The organism is Trichococcus flocculiformis (genome assembly GCF_963662535.1).
Classification (GTDB): domain Bacteria; phylum Bacillota; class Bacilli; order Lactobacillales; family Aerococcaceae; genus Trichococcus; species Trichococcus flocculiformis.
In genome coordinates this window covers 1,094,575-1,112,198 of the sequence record NZ_OY759718.1, presented here as the reverse complement: position 1 = coordinate 1,112,198, position 17,624 = coordinate 1,094,575, and the positions used below count along the sequence as shown (strand labels likewise).

Annotated in this window: 14 protein-coding genes; 4 read left to right on the top strand and 10 right to left on the bottom strand. The window is 50.4% G+C overall.

Going from position 1 to position 17,624, the window contains the following annotated elements; all coding sequences use genetic code 11:
* Positions 1 to 174: 174 nt before the first annotated feature.
* The 9 genes from ACKPCD_RS05550 to ACKPCD_RS05510 form a co-directional block, all read right to left on the bottom strand.
* Positions 175 to 1,086 (bottom strand): AEC family transporter, encoded by a 912-nt coding sequence (locus ACKPCD_RS05550; RefSeq protein ID WP_321434263.1) that lies wholly within the window; start codon positions 1,084 to 1,086, stop codon positions 175 to 177.
* Between the two features lie 187 nt (positions 1,087 to 1,273).
* Positions 1,274 to 2,104, bottom strand: a complete 831-nt coding sequence (locus ACKPCD_RS05545; protein ID WP_321434262.1) for a carbonic anhydrase — start codon at positions 2,102 to 2,104, stop codon at positions 1,274 to 1,276.
* A gap of 164 nt (positions 2,105 to 2,268) precedes the next feature.
* Complete coding sequence (bioB, locus tag ACKPCD_RS05540) at positions 2,269 to 3,297, bottom strand: biotin synthase BioB (RefSeq protein ID WP_321434261.1); 1,029 nt, start codon at positions 3,295 to 3,297, stop codon at positions 2,269 to 2,271.
* 263 nt (positions 3,298 to 3,560) lie between these two features.
* Positions 3,561 to 4,541 (bottom strand): LacI family DNA-binding transcriptional regulator, encoded by a 981-nt coding sequence (locus tag ACKPCD_RS05535; RefSeq protein ID WP_321434260.1) that lies wholly within the window; start codon positions 4,539 to 4,541, stop codon positions 3,561 to 3,563.
* Positions 4,542 to 4,925: 384 nt separating this feature from the next.
* Positions 4,926 to 6,260 (bottom strand): DEAD/DEAH box helicase, encoded by a 1,335-nt coding sequence (locus tag ACKPCD_RS05530; RefSeq protein ID WP_321434259.1) that lies wholly within the window; start codon positions 6,258 to 6,260, stop codon positions 4,926 to 4,928.
* 57 nt (positions 6,261 to 6,317) lie between these two features.
* The gene (locus ACKPCD_RS05525; RefSeq protein WP_321434258.1) at positions 6,318 to 7,325 is read right to left on the bottom strand and encodes a Gfo/Idh/MocA family protein; all 1,008 of its coding nucleotides are present in this window, start codon (positions 7,323 to 7,325) and stop codon (positions 6,318 to 6,320) included.
* A gap of 142 nt (positions 7,326 to 7,467) precedes the next feature.
* Complete coding sequence (locus tag ACKPCD_RS05520) at positions 7,468 to 8,169, bottom strand: DNA-3-methyladenine glycosylase family protein (protein ID WP_321434257.1); 702 nt, start codon at positions 8,167 to 8,169, stop codon at positions 7,468 to 7,470.
* Positions 8,170 to 8,267: 98 nt separating this feature from the next.
* Complete coding sequence (locus ACKPCD_RS05515) at positions 8,268 to 9,146, bottom strand: aldo/keto reductase (protein ID WP_321434256.1); 879 nt, start codon at positions 9,144 to 9,146, stop codon at positions 8,268 to 8,270.
* Between the two features lie 129 nt (positions 9,147 to 9,275).
* Positions 9,276 to 10,157, bottom strand: coding sequence for a metallophosphoesterase (locus ACKPCD_RS05510; protein WP_321434255.1), 882 nt, complete (start codon positions 10,155 to 10,157; stop codon positions 9,276 to 9,278).
* 258 nt (positions 10,158 to 10,415) lie between these two features.
* Between ACKPCD_RS05510 and ACKPCD_RS05505 the strand changes: the two genes are divergently transcribed.
* The 4 genes from ACKPCD_RS05505 to ACKPCD_RS05490 all read left to right on the top strand — a co-directional run bounded on the left by ACKPCD_RS05505 (position 10,416) and on the right by ACKPCD_RS05490 (position 14,640).
* The gene (locus ACKPCD_RS05505) at positions 10,416 to 11,903 is read left to right on the top strand and encodes a DUF1538 domain-containing protein (protein WP_321434254.1); all 1,488 of its coding nucleotides are present in this window, start codon (positions 10,416 to 10,418) and stop codon (positions 11,901 to 11,903) included.
* Positions 11,904 to 12,569: a hypothetical protein gene (locus ACKPCD_RS05500; RefSeq protein ID WP_321434253.1), complete on the top strand. Its 666-nt coding sequence runs from the start codon at positions 11,904 to 11,906 to the stop codon at positions 12,567 to 12,569.
* 458 nt (positions 12,570 to 13,027) lie between these two features.
* Positions 13,028 to 13,918, top strand: coding sequence for a transporter substrate-binding domain-containing protein (locus ACKPCD_RS05495; protein WP_321434252.1), 891 nt, complete (start codon positions 13,028 to 13,030; stop codon positions 13,916 to 13,918).
* Positions 13,919 to 13,959: 41 nt separating this feature from the next.
* On the top strand, positions 13,960 to 14,640 hold the full coding sequence (locus tag ACKPCD_RS05490) for an amino acid ABC transporter permease (RefSeq protein ID WP_321434251.1): 681 nt from the start codon (positions 13,960 to 13,962) through the stop codon (positions 14,638 to 14,640).
* A gap of 163 nt (positions 14,641 to 14,803) precedes the next feature.
* Here the strand turns inward: ACKPCD_RS05490 and acnA are convergent, their stop codons facing one another.
* Positions 14,804 to 17,497 carry an aconitate hydratase AcnA gene (gene acnA, locus ACKPCD_RS05485; RefSeq protein WP_321434250.1) on the bottom strand — a complete coding sequence of 898 codons (2,694 nt, stop codon included), beginning with the start codon at positions 17,495 to 17,497 and terminating at the stop codon, positions 14,804 to 14,806.
* Between the last annotated feature and the right edge of the window lie 127 nt (positions 17,498 to 17,624).

Sequence of the window (17,624 nt, the reverse complement as noted above, 5' to 3'; positions counted from 1 at the left end):
TCAGTATGCCATGGAATCGCGTTATAGGGTAACACTTAATTGATATACACAGATATAGGTTGATGCTATACGTTTGCGCTGCTGGCCGGGTTGGCCGGAGGAAAAAAATTCCGCCCAACAAAAAACCATCCGCTACAAGAACGGATGGTTTGATTATGTTTCATTTGACATTTATTATCCCATTACCGCCAAAACGAGCGGCATCGCGAAGATTCCGATCAGAATGGAGACGGAATTCATAAAGGCGGAGGTTTCGACGTCACCGCCCGCTTCATCGGTGAAGCCTGTCGCCATGGAAGCGATCGGCGAAAAGAAAAGCATGCAGAGGATCGTCTTCACGACGGTTGGGACCGGCAGGAAGAGCACAATCAGGATGGAGAAAACCAGCGCAAATCCGTAGCGGATGGCCAAGTATTTGAAGGCCAGCTTGAAACGGTGAGCATCCAAACCCAATTCCAAACCAATCCCGATCATCAGCATCGCCAGGAACGTATTGGCGCCGCCCACCGTGGACGTAAAGGTGATGACCGCATCCGGCAATTGCAACCCGAAGAGGCGCATCAGCAACAAGATCAAGTAGGTATCGAACAGCGGCGAAAGGAACATGAGCTTGAGGAAGCCGCCCAGGGTCGTTTTCTGCGTTTCATCCGCAACCGAACGGGACCAACCATAGCCGATTCCGGCCGCTCCGAAGGAATTGCCGACATCGAAAAGGGATGCGAAAATGATCGACTGCGGGCCCATCAATCCGGCGATATATGGCATCGCAAAGGCCCCGACATTGTAGCTGCCGAGGTTGATGATTCCGAAAGCCTGCGCTATGCCGCCTTTCCGCTGATTCACCAGATAGCCGGTGATTTGCAGGACCAAGTTAGCGATGAGGCCAATCGCGGTCAAAAACAACAGGTTGTAGGTGATGTCGAACGTGTTGAAACTAGTGATCAGCGCGCAAGGCAGCGTGATCCGCAGAACGATTTTCGAAAATTTCGGAAAATCCTCGGCGTTTACCCATCCGATCCGTTTGATGACGTAGCCGATCACGATGATCAAAATCAATGATGCGGCTTTTGCTGCTATTTCCCCCATTACGTTCCCCCTGCTCGCGTTTTTCCTTCAATTATAACAAAAAAAGTGCCGTTGCATCCGATTTTTCTGTGTTTTGTAATCGCGTTACGTGATTCCTCAGAAAACAAAAAAAGTCCCTCCTGACCCAAAAGCACTTGGGCGGACGGAACTTTTTCAGCCATGACGATCAAATCGCCGCAAAGACTGGTTATTCTTCGTATTTCAAGACGGAACGCTCGCCCAATGGTTGGACTTCTCTGTTGTTGCCTTCATAATATTCGTTGAATGCCGCAATCTGTTCCGCGGAGACTTCAACAGTATTCGCCATCACATACCACTCGACATTTTCGGTCAGTGGCGGTGTCGTCAAGGATCCTAAGTAATGATAGTAGCTTTTGTTTGCTGGAAGCAGCTCAGCAACGTTCAGGCTAAGTCCGCTCGCAACGTCTGATTCTTCGTTCGCCTGCACATCATCCAGGATCGCCTGAAAAGCAGCATTTTCGGTTCCTTCTTTAAAGAAGACCGCGATGACCGCCAAGCGTCCGTCCTGGGCCTTATGGACAAAATGCAGTTCGATCGGGAAGCTTTCGCCATCCACAGTGTGCTCGCTCGGGGAGTGCAGGTGGAATTGTGCCAGTTCAAAACTGCGTCCGGCGATCGTCGCTTGGCCGCCGTCCTCGATTTCGATGCTGTGCCCGTTATCGATCACATCGATGATTTCATCAGCATAATCCAATGTCAGGGAGCCGTCTGTAGTCATCGCTTCGGCTGCACTCGTTTCGATATTGATCGGGGATTGCATCGCCCCGGATTCGAAGTCCCATTCATCCTGGTTTTCATAGTCCAAATGTTCTTCATTGGCTGCTTCGGTTGTTTCTTCAGTTGATTCCTGTGTTGCAGCTTCGGAAGTCTGTTCCGTCGTCGCCTGCACGATGCTATCTGCTTCAGATACTTCTGCTTGGCCGCAGCCGCTCAATCCCAATAAGGCGAATGCCCCTAAAACCGCCAAATATTTTTTTAATCCTTTTGCTTCATTCATTTTCACTTTTCCTCCTCTAGACAATATCTGCTTATTATACAAAAAAAATCACAAGTGAGTTATCGATCGAATCTATAAAATCAATAATTCAACAGTTAACCTCTTCTGTTCTCTGCATTCAAAAGGATATTGACATGAGGGTCAGGCGGGTCTATATGGTCCCATCAGTCATCGCGCAGGACCACCTCGTAGCCGAGTTCGCCCAACATGCGCATGTCCCGTTCGATCGTGATGCCGTCCGTCGTCAGCATATCGCCGGAAATCGCCGCATTGGCGCCGGAAAGGAAGCACTGTCTGCCTTTATCCGCAAGCAGCCCTCTTCCTCCCGCCAACCGGATATACGCATCGGGAACCAGCATCCGGAAAATCGCTATGATGCGGCTCATCTCGCCGTCGCTGACGACTTCATTTCCCTCAAATGGCGTGCCCGGGATGGGATTCAGCAGATTGATCGGTATCGAGCGGATGCCCATTTCGCGGAGGTCGATGACCATATCGATGCGGTCCTCCATCGTCTCGCCCAAGCCGATGATGCCTCCGCTGCAGACGGTCAATCCGGCCTGTAGCGCGGCGCGGATGGCGGCGATTTTGTCGTCGTAGGTGTGGGTCGTGCAGACATTCGGGAAATTCCTTCGCGAAGTTTCCAGATTGTTGTGTACGCGCGTCAATCCCGCCTGCTTCAGCTTGGCGAATTCCGTTTCCTCCAAAAGCCCAAACGAGCCGCAGAGTGCGATATCCGATTCCTTTTGGACGGCTTCCAGACTTTCGCAGACCTTGTCCACTTCCTTACTGGACAGCGCCCTGCCTGAGGTCACGATGGAATAACGCAGCACGCCGCGCTCTTCGTTGTATTTCGCCTGTTCGACGATCGTTTCCGATCCGATCAGCGAGTAGGCATCCACTTTCGTGCGGTAATAGCGCGATTGGGAGCAGAACTTGCAGTTTTCCGAGCATTTGCCGCTCTTGCCGTTGATGATTGTGCAGACATCGAACACATTACCGCAGAAATGTTTGCGCACGTCATTGGCGGCTGCACACAGTTCTTCGAGCGGCGCCTCGATTAATTCCATAACCTCCGCTTTAGTCAGGCGTCCGCCTGCATAAAGTTTATTTTTGATTGCTTCCATTGTGGTCAATCTTCCAATGGATTGCTCTTCATTTTTTACCGATAATACAGCTTCTTTTTCGCTCATCATTCTTCTCCATTCATTCTGATATAGTCATTGAATCCATGATGGCATATACGAAAAACGATGTCAACCTATCTCAAATTTAGGGTAACAATGAAAAAATGGAGAAAACGTGCTGCTTTTGCGTTCTAACTGGTTTTGGCGCTTGTACAGCGGTTTGTCTTTTTGCTGTACTTTGCGCATGAATCCGTAAAAAGACCCCCAAGCGTTTGTGCGCTTGAGGGTTCCCTATTGTGACTTTTCGGTTCTAGCTTTATAGATTGTGGCTATGCATTTTTTTGAGTCGATTCCCTGACCAACAACTCGTTATCCAACGTTTGGATCAGGTCAACTTCTTTTTCCAAGATCAGTTCCATCAGTATTTTGGCCGCCAATTCGCCGGATTCCTGGAAAGGATAATGCACTGTTGTGATGCGTGGATAGACCGCCTCGGTTATTTCGTAGCCGCCGAATCCCGCCAAGGATAGCTGATCCGGTATTTCAATCTGCAGTTCATGGGCCGCCCGCATGATCCCGATCGCGATATTGTCGGTAGCGCCGATCACGAAGGTCGCTTTGGATTGCGGAAGGATTTCCAACGCTTTTTCGTAGGCATCCTTCATGGCGAAGCTCGTTTTGACGAAGGTATAGTCGATGTCGTGATCTTCGAAAGCCTGCTCGATGCCGTTGCGCCGGGTCACCCCGACCGCCTTATCGGACTCGTCGACCCCGAAGACAAGAATGTTCGTGTGCCCATTCGCCACCGCGTAGGAGCCAACGGAATAGCCAGCCTTCTCATCATCATGGATGATGCAATGGAAATCGGGATGCGCCTGTCCGACGATGACGACCGGTACATCGGCCTCCTCGAACGCCTTCACATGTGCCGGCGTGATGGCCGCCGCGAAGAAGACGATTCCGTCTACGCGCTGCTTCGCCAAGGTGGAGATGGCTTCGATTTCGCGCTCGCGGCTCTGATCCGCATTCGTGATCAACAGTTGGTTTTTGGATAGGCGCAGGCTACTCTCCAAGCCCCGCAACGCTTCGTTCGTCGCAAAGGAATTCAGACGCGGGATGATCGTTCCGACCATGTGCGTGCGCTTCGCTTTCAGGCTTTGGGCAAATTTATTCGGTTTGTAATCATGTTCGGCGACGATTGCATCCAGCTTCGCCTTCGTTTTTCCGCTGACCGCCCCGCCGTTCAGATAGCGGGAAACCGTGCTCTTCGCCACGCCGGCCATTTTAGCGATGTCATTGATTGTGACCATGGATAGCGTCCACCCCTTTCTTTTGCTGCAAAACGGACTCTATGCCGTATCCGAATACAGGTTAGGTCTCTACCTTTGATTATACAGGTGCAAGGGATGCGCCGCAACGGACCGGGGAAGGAAATCTTCACATTTTCGGTGTCTGCTCCGGCGAGCGGATGCGCCACCGGAGGAGCAATCCGGTATTATCCGTCTCCTCCGACCGCAGCAGTCTTATCGGAACTGGACGCATTTTGCATTGCTGTCCTCCGGCGACCCCCGGCTTAACCGGAGTTCCATCCCACATATTCACAAAAAAACAAAAATATCCGCACGCCGCCGGGGAAAGCCTCCACATAGGCGGATTCGGCCTGTCCTTCCGGCAGAATGCGGAAAGTTAATCAGTTATTCAGATAGCTTTTTCTCTGTTGGCTTGCGGCGTGCGCCTTTATTTTTCTGATCTTTGGAGCGGATTTTTTTCTTTTTCGTTTTTTTGGCGACTGCTTCCTTCTTAGCCTCTTCCTCTTTCGAAGCAACCAAGGCAGCTTTTTTCTGGATTTTAGCAGCTTTGGCGACGGCCGGTTTCTGCGCATCGCGGATGGCGTCACGGGATTCGCGGCTCGGCAACTGATCAACGAGCTCGCCACCGTAGATGAAGAATTCCTTCACTTCTTCCGGATGCGGGGCGAAACGTTTGATATCGCGGCTGTTGCGATCATTCACCAATGACAGCACAATCCCTTTTTTGCCCATCCGGCCCGTACGTCCGGAGCGGTGCAGGTAGGTTTCCTTCGATAGCGGCAGATCGTAATGGATGACGTAAGGCAGATCCTGGATGTCGATCCCGCGGGCGGAAACATCCGTTGTCAGCAGAAAGGTCACATTGCCTTTGCGGAATTCATCCATGGCGTTTTTGCGCTGGGCTTTGCCGTAATCGCTGTGCAGCATGCGGACATTGATGCCTTCGAACTGCAGTTTCTGCGCCAAATAATCAAGTTCCTGCGTAGAATTCACGAAAACGAGCGCCTGCATCTCTTCCAGATTGCCCAAACGGCGCAACATTTCGGCGCGTTTGCGCGTAGGTGCCTCGATGAAGCCGTGAATCGTTTGGTCCATGAACTGGCCTTCTTTTGTCGTGTCGAACCAAAGCGGCTCGGTGTTGAACCACTTTTGGATGTCCTTCAGGTTTTCGCTGTTCGTAGCCGAAAAGAAACCCATCTGACGGGAACCCGGCATTTTTTTGATCAACTCGCGCAGGGCGCTCAAGTGCTCCTCCTGCATCAGATAGTCCGCTTCATCAAGGATGACCGTCTTGATGTTGTGCAGTTTCAGTTTTTTCTGGTTGGCCAATTCCAACAATCGTCCCGGTGTTCCGACCACGATTTCCGGTTTTTCCTTCAGCTTGTCGATCTGACGGCCGACGTTCGCGCCGCCGATGATCACTTGCGCGCTCAAGTCCTTCAGGGAACCCCACTCCGCCAAAACGTGGCCTACTTGGTGAGCCAACTCCTGCGAAGGCACCAGCACCAACAATTGCAGCTCTTTGTTGGCATCCGTTTTCTGCAGCAACGGAATGGCATAAGCCAACGTTTTACCCGTTCCTGTCGGCGATAGACCGACGACATCCTTGCCTTGCAGCAACGGCTTGAAGACATTCTCTTGGATTGGGGTCGGCAGCTGAAAACTCATCTCATGCCAGTATTTTTCGAATGGCATTGCCATTTCTTCCATCATCATCATTCATTTCCTCATTTCTTATACTGCGGCGCATACCTGTTGCAGGTACAACAATCTGTCTTACGCCTCGTCCAGATCCGCTGGGTAAACGATGCCCGCTTTTTTGCGCAAGGCCTCCATCGTCCGGTTAACGTCCCGGCTGATCTGCGTCCAACGTTCGTAGTCTTCTATAGTATCAGGATTTTCCGGATCATTCAAGACGCGCGCGAAGGCACGGACTTCGTCGTCCATGAAATGGCCGGTTGCTTTTTCGGCCAATTGATACCGTTCATCAGTCTCGCCGTCCACCAGTTCGACCGATTGGATCAAATTGACACCATCGAGAAGCAAGGTTTTTTTGCCGCTGTAGATTTCCGAATCGGCGAAGGAATTGTAGATTTTCGACGTATGCAAGGTGACGGAGAAATACGGATATTTCAACAGCATCGTACCGGCCCCGTCCACGCCCGTCTGGATTTTCTTGTCGGCATAATCGACGTCATCAGGCACGCCGAACCAAGCGATAGCAGCGTACAGCAAATATACGCCCAAATCTGCAAGCGCCCCGCCGGAAAAAGCGAGCGAGAAAATATTCGGTTCTTCGCCGGCTAAGACTTGGTCATAGCGGGAAGAGTATTTTGCATAGGTGAAGTTGGCACCGTCGATTTCTCCCAATTTGGCGATTTCATTCCGGACCAGCTCGAAGTTTGGCTCATGCAGATGGCGAGCGGCTTCAAACAGGAAGACATTATTGGCTTTGGCCGCCGAGAAGGCAGCTTCCCATTCTTTTGTATTCGAGAAGATCGGCTTTTCGACGATGAGATGCTTGCCATTGGCGATGGCCGACATGGCTTGCTGGAAATGGAGGCTGTTCGGTGATGCGATGTAGATGGCATCGACTTCCTCCAAGGCAGTGAATTTTTCCAAGTCCGTGACGAAAATATCCGCACCGTAGCCTTCTCCAAAGCTTTGGGCGGTGAACTGGTTGCGGCTGTAGACCGCTTTTATTTCGAATTGTCCGGATGCTTTGGCCGCTGTTGCGAATGCATGCGCAATGCTGCTTGTTCCGATGATGCCTAATCTGATCATGGTTTGATCCCCTCACTCATTGTTTTTTTTGAAACATTCTATTCCCATTCTACACTAATCAAAGGCGGATTGCTTATTGATAGCCATTATTTTTGAACCCAAAAACAGCATCCCAGCGCAAACCGGATGCTGGCGGCGTAGCTTAGGACTGTTGCTTTTCCGCTTTTTTCAGTTCTTGGCGCTGCTTCAGGCGTTTTCGCTTTTCGGCCTCCGTCAGTGGCGCATAGTCCTTCAGATCCGGCAGCGCGCCGACGGACACTTCCCAGAGATAGAGACTCGCGACCGAACCGTATGGTGCAAAACGCCGTTTGTATTTCTGGAACAATGGCTTGGTGATTTTGCGGTGATGATAAACCATCCGCAAGCCACGATGGATAGCGAGGTCATCCCAGCTCAGTACGTCCTGACGGCCCATCGAAAAGATCAGCAACATTTCTGCTGTCCATTTGCCGATACCGCGCAATTGCGACAACTCGGCGATGACCTCTTCGTCACTCTTGTCCTGAAGCGCCTCCAGATCGCATGCACCGGAAAGAACTTTCTCGGCTGCTTCGCGGATATAGGTCGCTTTGCGGGTCGATAGGCCGCACTGCTGGATTTCTTCAATGCTCGCCCGGCAAATACGCTCCGGTGTTATCGCCCCAAAAACGGCAAGCATCCTTTTCCAGACGGTCTCCTGGGCTTTCATTGAAATCTGCTGGCCGACGATATTGTTGACGAGCGCGGAAAAAAGATCCGCATCGATCGGCCGCTCGATCGGTCCGATCCGGTCGATGACGTCCGCCAGAATCGGATCCTTGGCCTTCAGACAGCGGATCGCTTCTTCATCATAATAAAAATTCATTTATTCCACCCTTGCTCTGCATATTTTTCAACCATAACCCCTTTCCCCGATAAGAAAAGCTGGAGACTCGGAAGCCCCCAGCTTTGATTTGATTGGCATCACTTACTGTTACGGATGTCGACCCCGATTCTCTTACCGAGATTGTGGTCTTGGTGCCCCTTCACGAAGTTGCTGTCTTTCTTGATGCGGGTGATTCTTTCTAATTCCTCATCCGTCAAACTAAAATCGAACAGATCAAGATTTTCCTTCATTCGGTCGGCATCCTTTGTTTTCGGAATCGGAATGAGGTCGCGTTGTACGGCCCATCTCAGTATGATCTGTGCCGGTGTTTTATTATATTTTTCAGCTATTTTCATAACTTTGCCGTCTTCCAAAGCTCTTCCCTTAGCCAATGGGCTGTAGGCCATCGTCATAATGTTATTGTCGTAGCCGAAGTCATCCACTTCCTCCATGAGGTTGAATGGATTGATTTCCAATTGGTTCACGACTGGTTTGATGCGGGAGTTCTCCAATAGTTCTTTCAGATCCCCACGCATGAAGTTGGAGACGCCGATGCTGCGGACGATTCCGGAATCCTTGGCTTCCTCCAAGGCTTTCCAAGTGGCTGCAGTTACACCTTCATCAGGGCTCGGGAAGTGGATCAGGAACAGATCAATGTACTTCAGTCCGAGCCGGTCGTAGCTTGCACGGATAGCGTCTGTTGCTTTTTCGAAGCCCATGTCGTCTTTACCGAGTTTGGTCACGACAAAAATATCATCTCTGGAAATGCCTGCGTTGATGGCTTTATGGATACCGCGGCCTACGCCGACTTCGTTTCCGTACATGCTGCCTGTATCAATCAGGCGATACCCACGCATGATGGCCATGAAGACCATCTCTTCAGCTTCATCATTGCTCACGTTCCAAGTTCCGTATCCGATTCCGGGGATTGTAAAACCATCATTCAAAGGCATTCTGTCCATTAAGCTCTTCACCATGATAACCCACACTCCTTCTACTTATTACTTTAAGTGTAACGCAATTTCCTCAGAAACACAAAAATTATTAATGCGCTTACAAAACAAAACGGAGGAAAAACACTTTCCTCCCCGAACCAATCCAAACGGTCATATTTCCAAAGATTCTGAAGTGGAGCCGCTCGTTAAGGTCACAACGACCATTTCCGGTCGGTTGTTGATCCGGAACGGGAATGAGGACCCACCGATGCCCCGGCTGACGACCAGTTTCTTTTCCGGATCCGTAGGCAACAGATAAACGCCTTCGGTATGCCGTGGCATCCGCCCTTGTCCAGGAGCATACAGCCCACCCAATCTCGGGATGCGGATCTGGCCGCCATGAGCATGGCCAGCGAAGGTGATATCAGCTGATTTCTCCGGATCGATATGGTACTTCAGAAAATGTTCAGGTCGGTGCGCCAACAAAAGACGTGTTTGGCCTTGCCAATCTTTTCTCAGCCTGATCTTTTTCAGAAAGTCCTTCGCGATTTTCTGAATGGCCGAGCTTTTGTCGCTCAGTCCCATGATCACGACCGGCTTCCTTCCCTTCGCAAGGACGCTGATTGCTTCGTCTTCCAGAAAACGGATCCCCGTCTGCTTGTACAAATCCACCACGATAGCGAACATCGGCGAATGGCGGTCATGATTACCCGTTATGGCATAGGTCGGCGCGATTGCCGTCAGATTCCGGAACAATTTTTCCGCGACTGACGGATCAAAGGTATCATCCCCTTGAATCTGATCACCGGTAAGAAAGATAAAGTCCGGATCCGCTGCTTTGGTCATGTCGATCAGCTTATTCAGATCGACTTTTTCTTTCGGCAAGTGGATATCGGAAAGCTGGACTATCTTCAGCCCTTCGTTTTCCAGTGCCAGATTCTTTACCGGAATGGTGTACTCGCTCTTCTGGATCCAAGTGTTTTGGAGATGCAGATAGGCCCCCGCGCCAACCAAAACAGCGGTTTTCAGTAAGTTTTTGTTTTTTATGTTCATATTGATCATCCTTCATGAATCCCTATTGTTTCCTCTATTCTAATGCTTTGGAGCGCTTCAGTCAAAATAAAACGGTTGGCTCTTGTGCCCGTCGGAAGCGACTGTCGGAGCTAGGTGATTTTCCTGAAACCATAAGAATGTTGTCCGATGCTATCGATTTGGGTGCTTTTTGCTTCCTATTAAATAAATGGCATGTTATGTTTAATATACAAATATTACTCTTCAACATTATAACAGCAACACGAAAGGAATGAATCTATGAGTATATTTACAGAAAAATTAAGGGAAGTCCTGCAGTCCGTACTGCCGATCACGTCGCTTGTCGTACTGCTCCATTTCACATTGACACCACTCGAAACCATCGATCTGCAGCGTTTCCTGTTCGGGGCATTTTTGATCATCATTGGCCTGTCGATCTTCCTTTTCGGTGTGGATTTGGGCATCACACCGATCGGGAAATTTCTCGGAAAAGGTTTGGCCCGCAGCAACAGCATGAAATATGTGCTCGGGATGGGGCTTGTCCTCGGGTTCTTCATCTCGATCGCGGAACCGGATCTGCATATTCTGGCGACGCAGGTTTCCGAAGTCACGAACGGCATGTATCCGAAAAACCTGCTTTTGATCGTCGTTTCCGTCGGCATTGCCGTCATGCTGACGATCGGTCTTTTCCGGATCGTTTACCGTTATCCGCTGAACAAGGCTTTCACGTTTCTCTACCTAGCCATCTTCGGCTTGGCGTACTTCAGCACCAACGACCTGTTCGCCATCGCCTTTGATGCTTCGGGATCTACGACTGGCGCTTTAACAGTGCCTTTCATGTTGGCACTGGCGGTCGGCGTCGCATCCCTGAACCGGCAGACGCAATCAGCCGAGGAGGATAGCTTCGGTCTGGTCGGGATCGCCTCGGCTGGCGCCATTCTGGCAGTATTGATCTTGGGTTTGTTCGTCCGTTCCGATGAACCGCTCTCGGGTTCTATGCCCGGCCATGAAGCGGTCGCCGCGAATTGGCTTGCGCCATTCCTGCACGAGTTGCCGAAAATCACGGGCGAAATTCTGTTGGCCGTTTCACCAATTCTGATCATTTTCGTGCTCAACCATGTCTTCTTTGCGGATGAGAAACTCTCTAAACGCGCTTTCCGGCGCATCTTTCTGGGTATGGCTTATCTGTTCGTCGGGCTGGTCCTTTTCCTTACCGGCGTGAATGCCGGTTTCATGGAGGTCGGACGCAAACTCGGCATGCTGATCGCCGGGATGGACAGCTCCATTCCGGTCCTCATCGTCGGTTTTGTGCTGGGGGTATTGGTCATTTTAGCGGAACCTGCGGTATATGTGTTGACGCATCAAATAGAAGATGTTACAACTGGTTATGTTAAGCGCGGTATCGTGCTGGGTTTCCTATCCGTAGGCGTCGGGCTGGCCGTTCTCTTGTCGGTCGTGCGCGTGCTCGTGCCATGGTTGCAACTGTGGCACTATCTCGTCCCAGGTTATCTGGTCATCCTTGCCCTCTCCTATAAAGTTCCGAAGCTGTTCGTCGGAATCGCCTTTGATGCGGGCGGCGTGGCATCAGGCCCGATGACGGCCACTTTCATTCTGGCGTTCATTCAGGGGGTTGCAGAAATCACACCGGATGCCAACGTGCTCTTGGAAGGCTTCGGGATGATTGCGATGGTGGCGATGATGCCGATCATTTCGCTGCAATTGTTGGGCGCCATTTATCAGCGTAACAGTATAAAGGAGGGTCTCTAATTGACCGAACAAATTGAAAACAAAAGATTTTACGACGTCATTTTTGTCGTCGTCAACATCGGCAAAGCCAGCCGCGTGCTCGAGGAAGCGAAAAAGTGCGGCATCACCGGGGGGACCATCCTGCATGGTTCAGGAACGGTTTCCAGCGCTCTATTGCGTACAATCGGTTTTTATGAAGTAAAAAAAGAAATCCTCTTTATGGTCTGCGCGCGCGATAAAACGCAACCTACCGTCGAACACATCAGCTCACTTTTCCATTTCGAGTTGCCGAATCGTGGCATCCTCTTCACAAGTCCGATTTCGCACTTGCTGGGTACGCATGGCGAACGCCTGCACATGGATGAAAAAGATCCCCATCCAACTTCCGGTCATGAAGTCTTCTTTACGCTCGTCGCCGGCGGATTGGGTGACGATGTCGTTGAAGCAGCGGCAGCGGCAGGCGCACGCGGCGGCACCCTTTTCCACGGCACTGGCGCTTTCGCGGATAAATGCCGGAAAGTGTTCGGAATCGAACTCGACAACGGCAAGGACATCATCATGAACTTGGTCACCTCCGATGTCGCTCTGGCGGTGGAGAACGCCATCGTCGAGCAGATGCAGCTGGATGTGCCGGGTAACGGCTTCCTGTTCAGCTTCGATGCCGAGAATGTGCATGGGGTACGTTAAGGAACATACGATTGGCGGACAAACTTAATGGACCCGGATCGGCCCGTGATGCCGATCCGGGTCTTTTGTTTTGCCTGCGGGGCTAGAGCATTTGTATCCGGTTGTCGGATTCTGCGTGGTTATCCGACAACTTCCCCAGGATACTTGGCCTGGTTGTCGGATTCTTTGTGGTTATCCGACAACCCTAAAATATTTTTTGGTTTTCAGTAACTTTCGTTACATATTGCGCGAGCTGTACCCTACTTCACAAACTGTTTTGCGAACTGTATCAACATTCCGAGCAAATGTTCGGAAACATATGAGAAGATATGTTCATTTTGTTCAATCCATCCACTGAAAAACGTTTATAACAGCTTATAAAACTGTGTTATTCTAATGGATAAAACGGTTGCTTTCAGCGCGGATACGTGCTATCTTATGTCTAGTTCTTATTCGAGGAAAAAGGAGAGGTTTCACGGATGGCAAAGAAAAAGAAAGTTTTATTTGGCGGTTTGACAGCATTACTAGGTTTGACTTTGGCGGCCTGCGGGAGCGGCGAAACAGCCGACAGCAGCGCTACTGATACAGCGGTGTCAACTGATTCAGAAACAGGCTGGGACAAGATTGAGGAAGCCGGCGTGCTGAAGGCAGCCACTTCCGGAACGCTTTTCCCTAATTCTTATCACGACAAGGAAACTGATGAACTGACTGGTTACGAGGTTGAAATCCTCCGCGAAGTCGCTGAACGCATCGGCGTGGAAGTGGAATTCACGGAAATGGGCGTGGATGGCATGCTGACTTCCGTCAACAGCGGCGCAGTGGATGTTGCAGCATTCGGGATCGACCGCAATGGCGAAAATGCCGACAAATACAATTACACGACTCCTTACAAATATTCATTCGGTGCCATGGTTGTCCGCGAATCCGATAATTCCGGCATCGAAACGTTGGAAGATTTGAAAGGCAAAATCGCTGCCGGTGCGGCAACGACAACTTACATGAAAGTCGCCCGTTACTTCGGCGCAGAAGAGAAAATCTACGACAACGCGACAAACGATATGTACCTTTCGGATGTAGCGAACGGACGGACCGACGTGATCCTGAACGACTACTACGCACAGAAATTGGCGACTGCCGCTTTACCTGATATACCTGTTAAAGTGCATGACATTTTCTACAATCCGTCCGAAACTAATTTCTCCATCAAAAAAGGCAATGACGAATTGACTGATAAATTCAACGAAGCTTTGGATGAAATGCGTGCTGACGGCACTTTGGCGGAATTGTCGAAACAGTTCTACGACGGTGCGGATGTGACTGTCCAGATCGAATATGATTTCCCAGTGATCGACGTAAGCGACGTAGAATAGATAGATAGAATAAAGACGCAAAAAAGGAAGGTGGACAAGACATGTCAGGCATCCAATGGCAGTATATCTTCAATCCGGAATTGGCTCTGGAAAGCCTCCCGTACGTCCTGAAAGGGATGGGCTATACACTTGGAATCGCGTTGACCAGCATGGTGAACGGCACGCTGCTTGGCTTTTTCCTTGCTCTCCTGCAGCTGGCCAAGTTGAACCCACTTCGCTGGCTGGCACGGCTCTACATCTCCTTCATGAGGGGAACCCCCACTTTGGTCATTTTGTTCCTGCTTTACTTCGGCTTTCCGTTCGTCGGCATCCAATTCACTGCCGTCATGGCGGCCATCATCGGCTTCAGCATGAGCTCAGCTGCCTACAGTGCGGAAATCATCCGCTCCTCATTGAATTCCGTCAATCACGGCCAATGGGAAGCGGCGTATGCGTTGGGGCTGAAATGGTCGTTCATCATGCGCAAAGTCATCGTGCCGCAAGCATTGCGGATTGCCATTCCGCCGATGAGCAACGTGCTGTTGGATCTGATCAAAGGTTCATCTTTGGCGGCGATGATCACCGTTCCGGAAATGTTCCAGAACGCAAAGATCGTCGGCGGCCGCGAGTTCGACTACATGACGATGTACATCCTGGTCGCGCTCATCTACTGGGCAGTCTGCAGCGTCTTCGCCGCTTTCCAGACACGCATCGAGAAGAAATTATCTATGTATGTGGAATGACAAAAGAGGCAACCTCACTCAAAAATGTGAGGTTGCCTCTTTTTCAGTTTAATACACAAAAAGCAGGCTGTTACGGGCCTGCTTTTTGCGTATTCTGGAAGCCGGAGTCGGGGCCGGCTTCTTCTATTTATCGTTTTACTCGAAATAGTATATGAAGAAAAGCTTATTTGATCTTGTTTCTGAGTACCATCGGCAAAATCCCCTTGTTGCGGTAGTAGTCGATCTCGATCTCAGAATCCAGCCTTGCGATGGCCTGGAACGTTTTTTCCGTTCCATCCGCTGCTCGAGCTGTGACAGTGATCACTTCATTCGGTTTTACTTCATCCGTGATCGCGATCGCGTACTCTTCCAATCCTGTCAATCCTAACGTGTCCGCATCTTCGCCTTTTAGGAATTCCAGCGGAAGCGCACCTACCATGATCAAGTTCGAGCGGTGGATCCGTTCGAAGCTCTTCGCGATGACCGCATCGACACCCAACAGTCGGGCGCCTTTTGCTGCCCAGTCACGGGAAGATCCCATCCCATAGTCGTCTCCGGCCAGGATGACCAAACCGGTGCCATCTTCTTTGTATTTCACGCTGGCATCGAATATCGGCATGATTTCGTTGGTCGGGATGTATTTGGTGAATCCACCCTCCAGTCCGTCAGCTAAAGCGTTTCTCAGGCGGATATTCGAGAAGGTACCGCGCACCATCACTTCATGGTGTCCTCTGCGGCTTCCGTATGAATTGAAGTCCTTCGGTTTCACGCCATGCTCCATCAGATATTTCCCGGCCGGAGACTTCATTGCGATGGCTCCAACTGGTGAAATGTGGTCGGTTGTGATCGAATCCTGGAACTTCCCTAAAACGCGCAATCCTTTCAGCGTCGTGATCGGCTCTGTCTCCAATTGGAAGTTTTCGAAGTATGGCGGATTTGCGATATAAGTCGAATCGGCATCCCAATCGTAGACAGGTTTATCTGCAGATTCAATTTTATTCCACAAGTCGTTTGAATCGAATACAGAACGGTATTCTTCTTTGAACATATCCGCCAGAACGGATTCGTTCACGACTTTTTGGACTTCTTCGTTGCTCGGTAAAATGTCCTTGAAATAGACAGGCTGGCCTTCTTTGTCGGTGCCGATCGGATCGGTGGCCAGGTTCACTTTGACGTTGCCCGCCAAGGCGTAGGCGATGACCAAGTGCGGCGCCGCCAGGTAGCCGGCTTTGACTTCCGCATGGATGCGTCCTTCAAAGTTGCGGTTACCGCTCAATACTGCCGAAAGCAGGATGTTGCCCTCTTTGGCCGCTTCGCTGACTTCCGGTCTCAGTGGTCCGGAGTTCCCAACGCACGTCATGCAGCCGTAGCCGATGATGTTGAATCCCAATGCTTCCAGGTAAGGCAATAAGCCGGATTTTTCATAATAACGCGCCGTCACTTTCGATCCCGGCGACATGGAGGTTTTGACGTAGCGTTTGACGGTCAGGCCTTTTTCGACTGCATTTTTAGCCAACAAAGCCGCGCTGAGCATCAAGTACGGGTTGCTTGTATTCGTGCAGCTTGTGATGGCTGCGATCGATACCGCTCCGTTTTCCATTTCTTCTTGATAGCCGTCTTCATAGGTGATCGTCACTTTGTTGTCGATATCGGCTGCATCCAGCCCATAGCCTTGATTTCCCATTGGTGCGGCGTACGCCTCTTTGAATTTCTGGCTGACATCAGACAGTTTCACCAAATCCTGCGGTCTTTTTGGACCGGCCAAGCTTGGTTCTACTGTTGAAAGGTCGATTTCGATCAGTTCGGAATATTCCGGTTCGATTGCATCATTATAGAAAAGATGGTTCGCTTTGACATAAGCTTCGATTCTGTCCACTTTGGCATCTTCTCTGCCGGTGAAGCGCAGATAGCCCAATGTTTCGTCATCGACCGGGAAGAAGCCGCAAGTCGCTCCGTATTCCGGCGCCATATTGGCGATGACCGATCTGTCTGCGATCGTCAGGTTTTTCAGGCCGTCGCCGAAATATTCGACGAACTTTCCGACCACTTTTTGCTCACGCAATACCTGGGTCATTTTTAAAGCCAGATCAGTCGCGGTTGCACCATTTTGCATCTTGCCTGTGAAGCGGACGCCAACGACATCCGGCAGTTGCAGGTAGCACGGTTGACCCAGCATGCCTGCCTCGGCTTCGATGCCGCCGACTCCCCAACCTAGGACACCCAAAGCATTGATCATCGTCGTGTGCGAATCGGTTCCCACTAAAGTATCCGGGTAGAGGATGGTTTCCCCATCGGCTTCGGCTTCCTTGACCACATCAGCCAAATATTCCAAATTCACCTGATGGACAATGCCTGTCGCTGGCGGCACCACACTGAAGGAATCAAATGATTTTTCCGCCCAGCTGAAGAATTCATAACGTTCGCGGTTGCGATCGAACTCGATTTCCGCGTTCATTCTGAAGGCATCATTGAACCCCGAATAATCGACTTGAACCGAGTGGTCGATGACCAAATCCACTGGGATATCCGGATTGATGATCGACGAATCCTTGCCCAATTTGTCTGTGACATAACGCAAGGCCGCCAAATCCACGATTGCCGCTCCGCCGGTCAAGTCCTGCAGGATAACGCGGGATGGTTTGAAAGGAATCTCCGTTTTCACTTCATTGACCGGTTTCCAGTTAGCCAGGGATCCGACATGGTGCTCCGTGATGACTTTGCCGTCTGCTTGACGCAACAAGTTTTCCAATAAGACACGGATGGAATACGGCAATTTCGCGATCGTCACTTGTTCGTTTTCCAGTGATTTCAGATCATAATACTTGTACTCCTGACCATTTGTGGTGATGGTTCTGATTGCATTCTTCTTGCTGTTCATAGTATTTTACCTCTCCAGTTTTTGAATTCTTGTATTTACTTAATGTGATTGTATCCCTATAATTAACATAAATGAAATATATATTATTTATGTAAATCATAATCAAAACTTATGATAAGGGGATGAT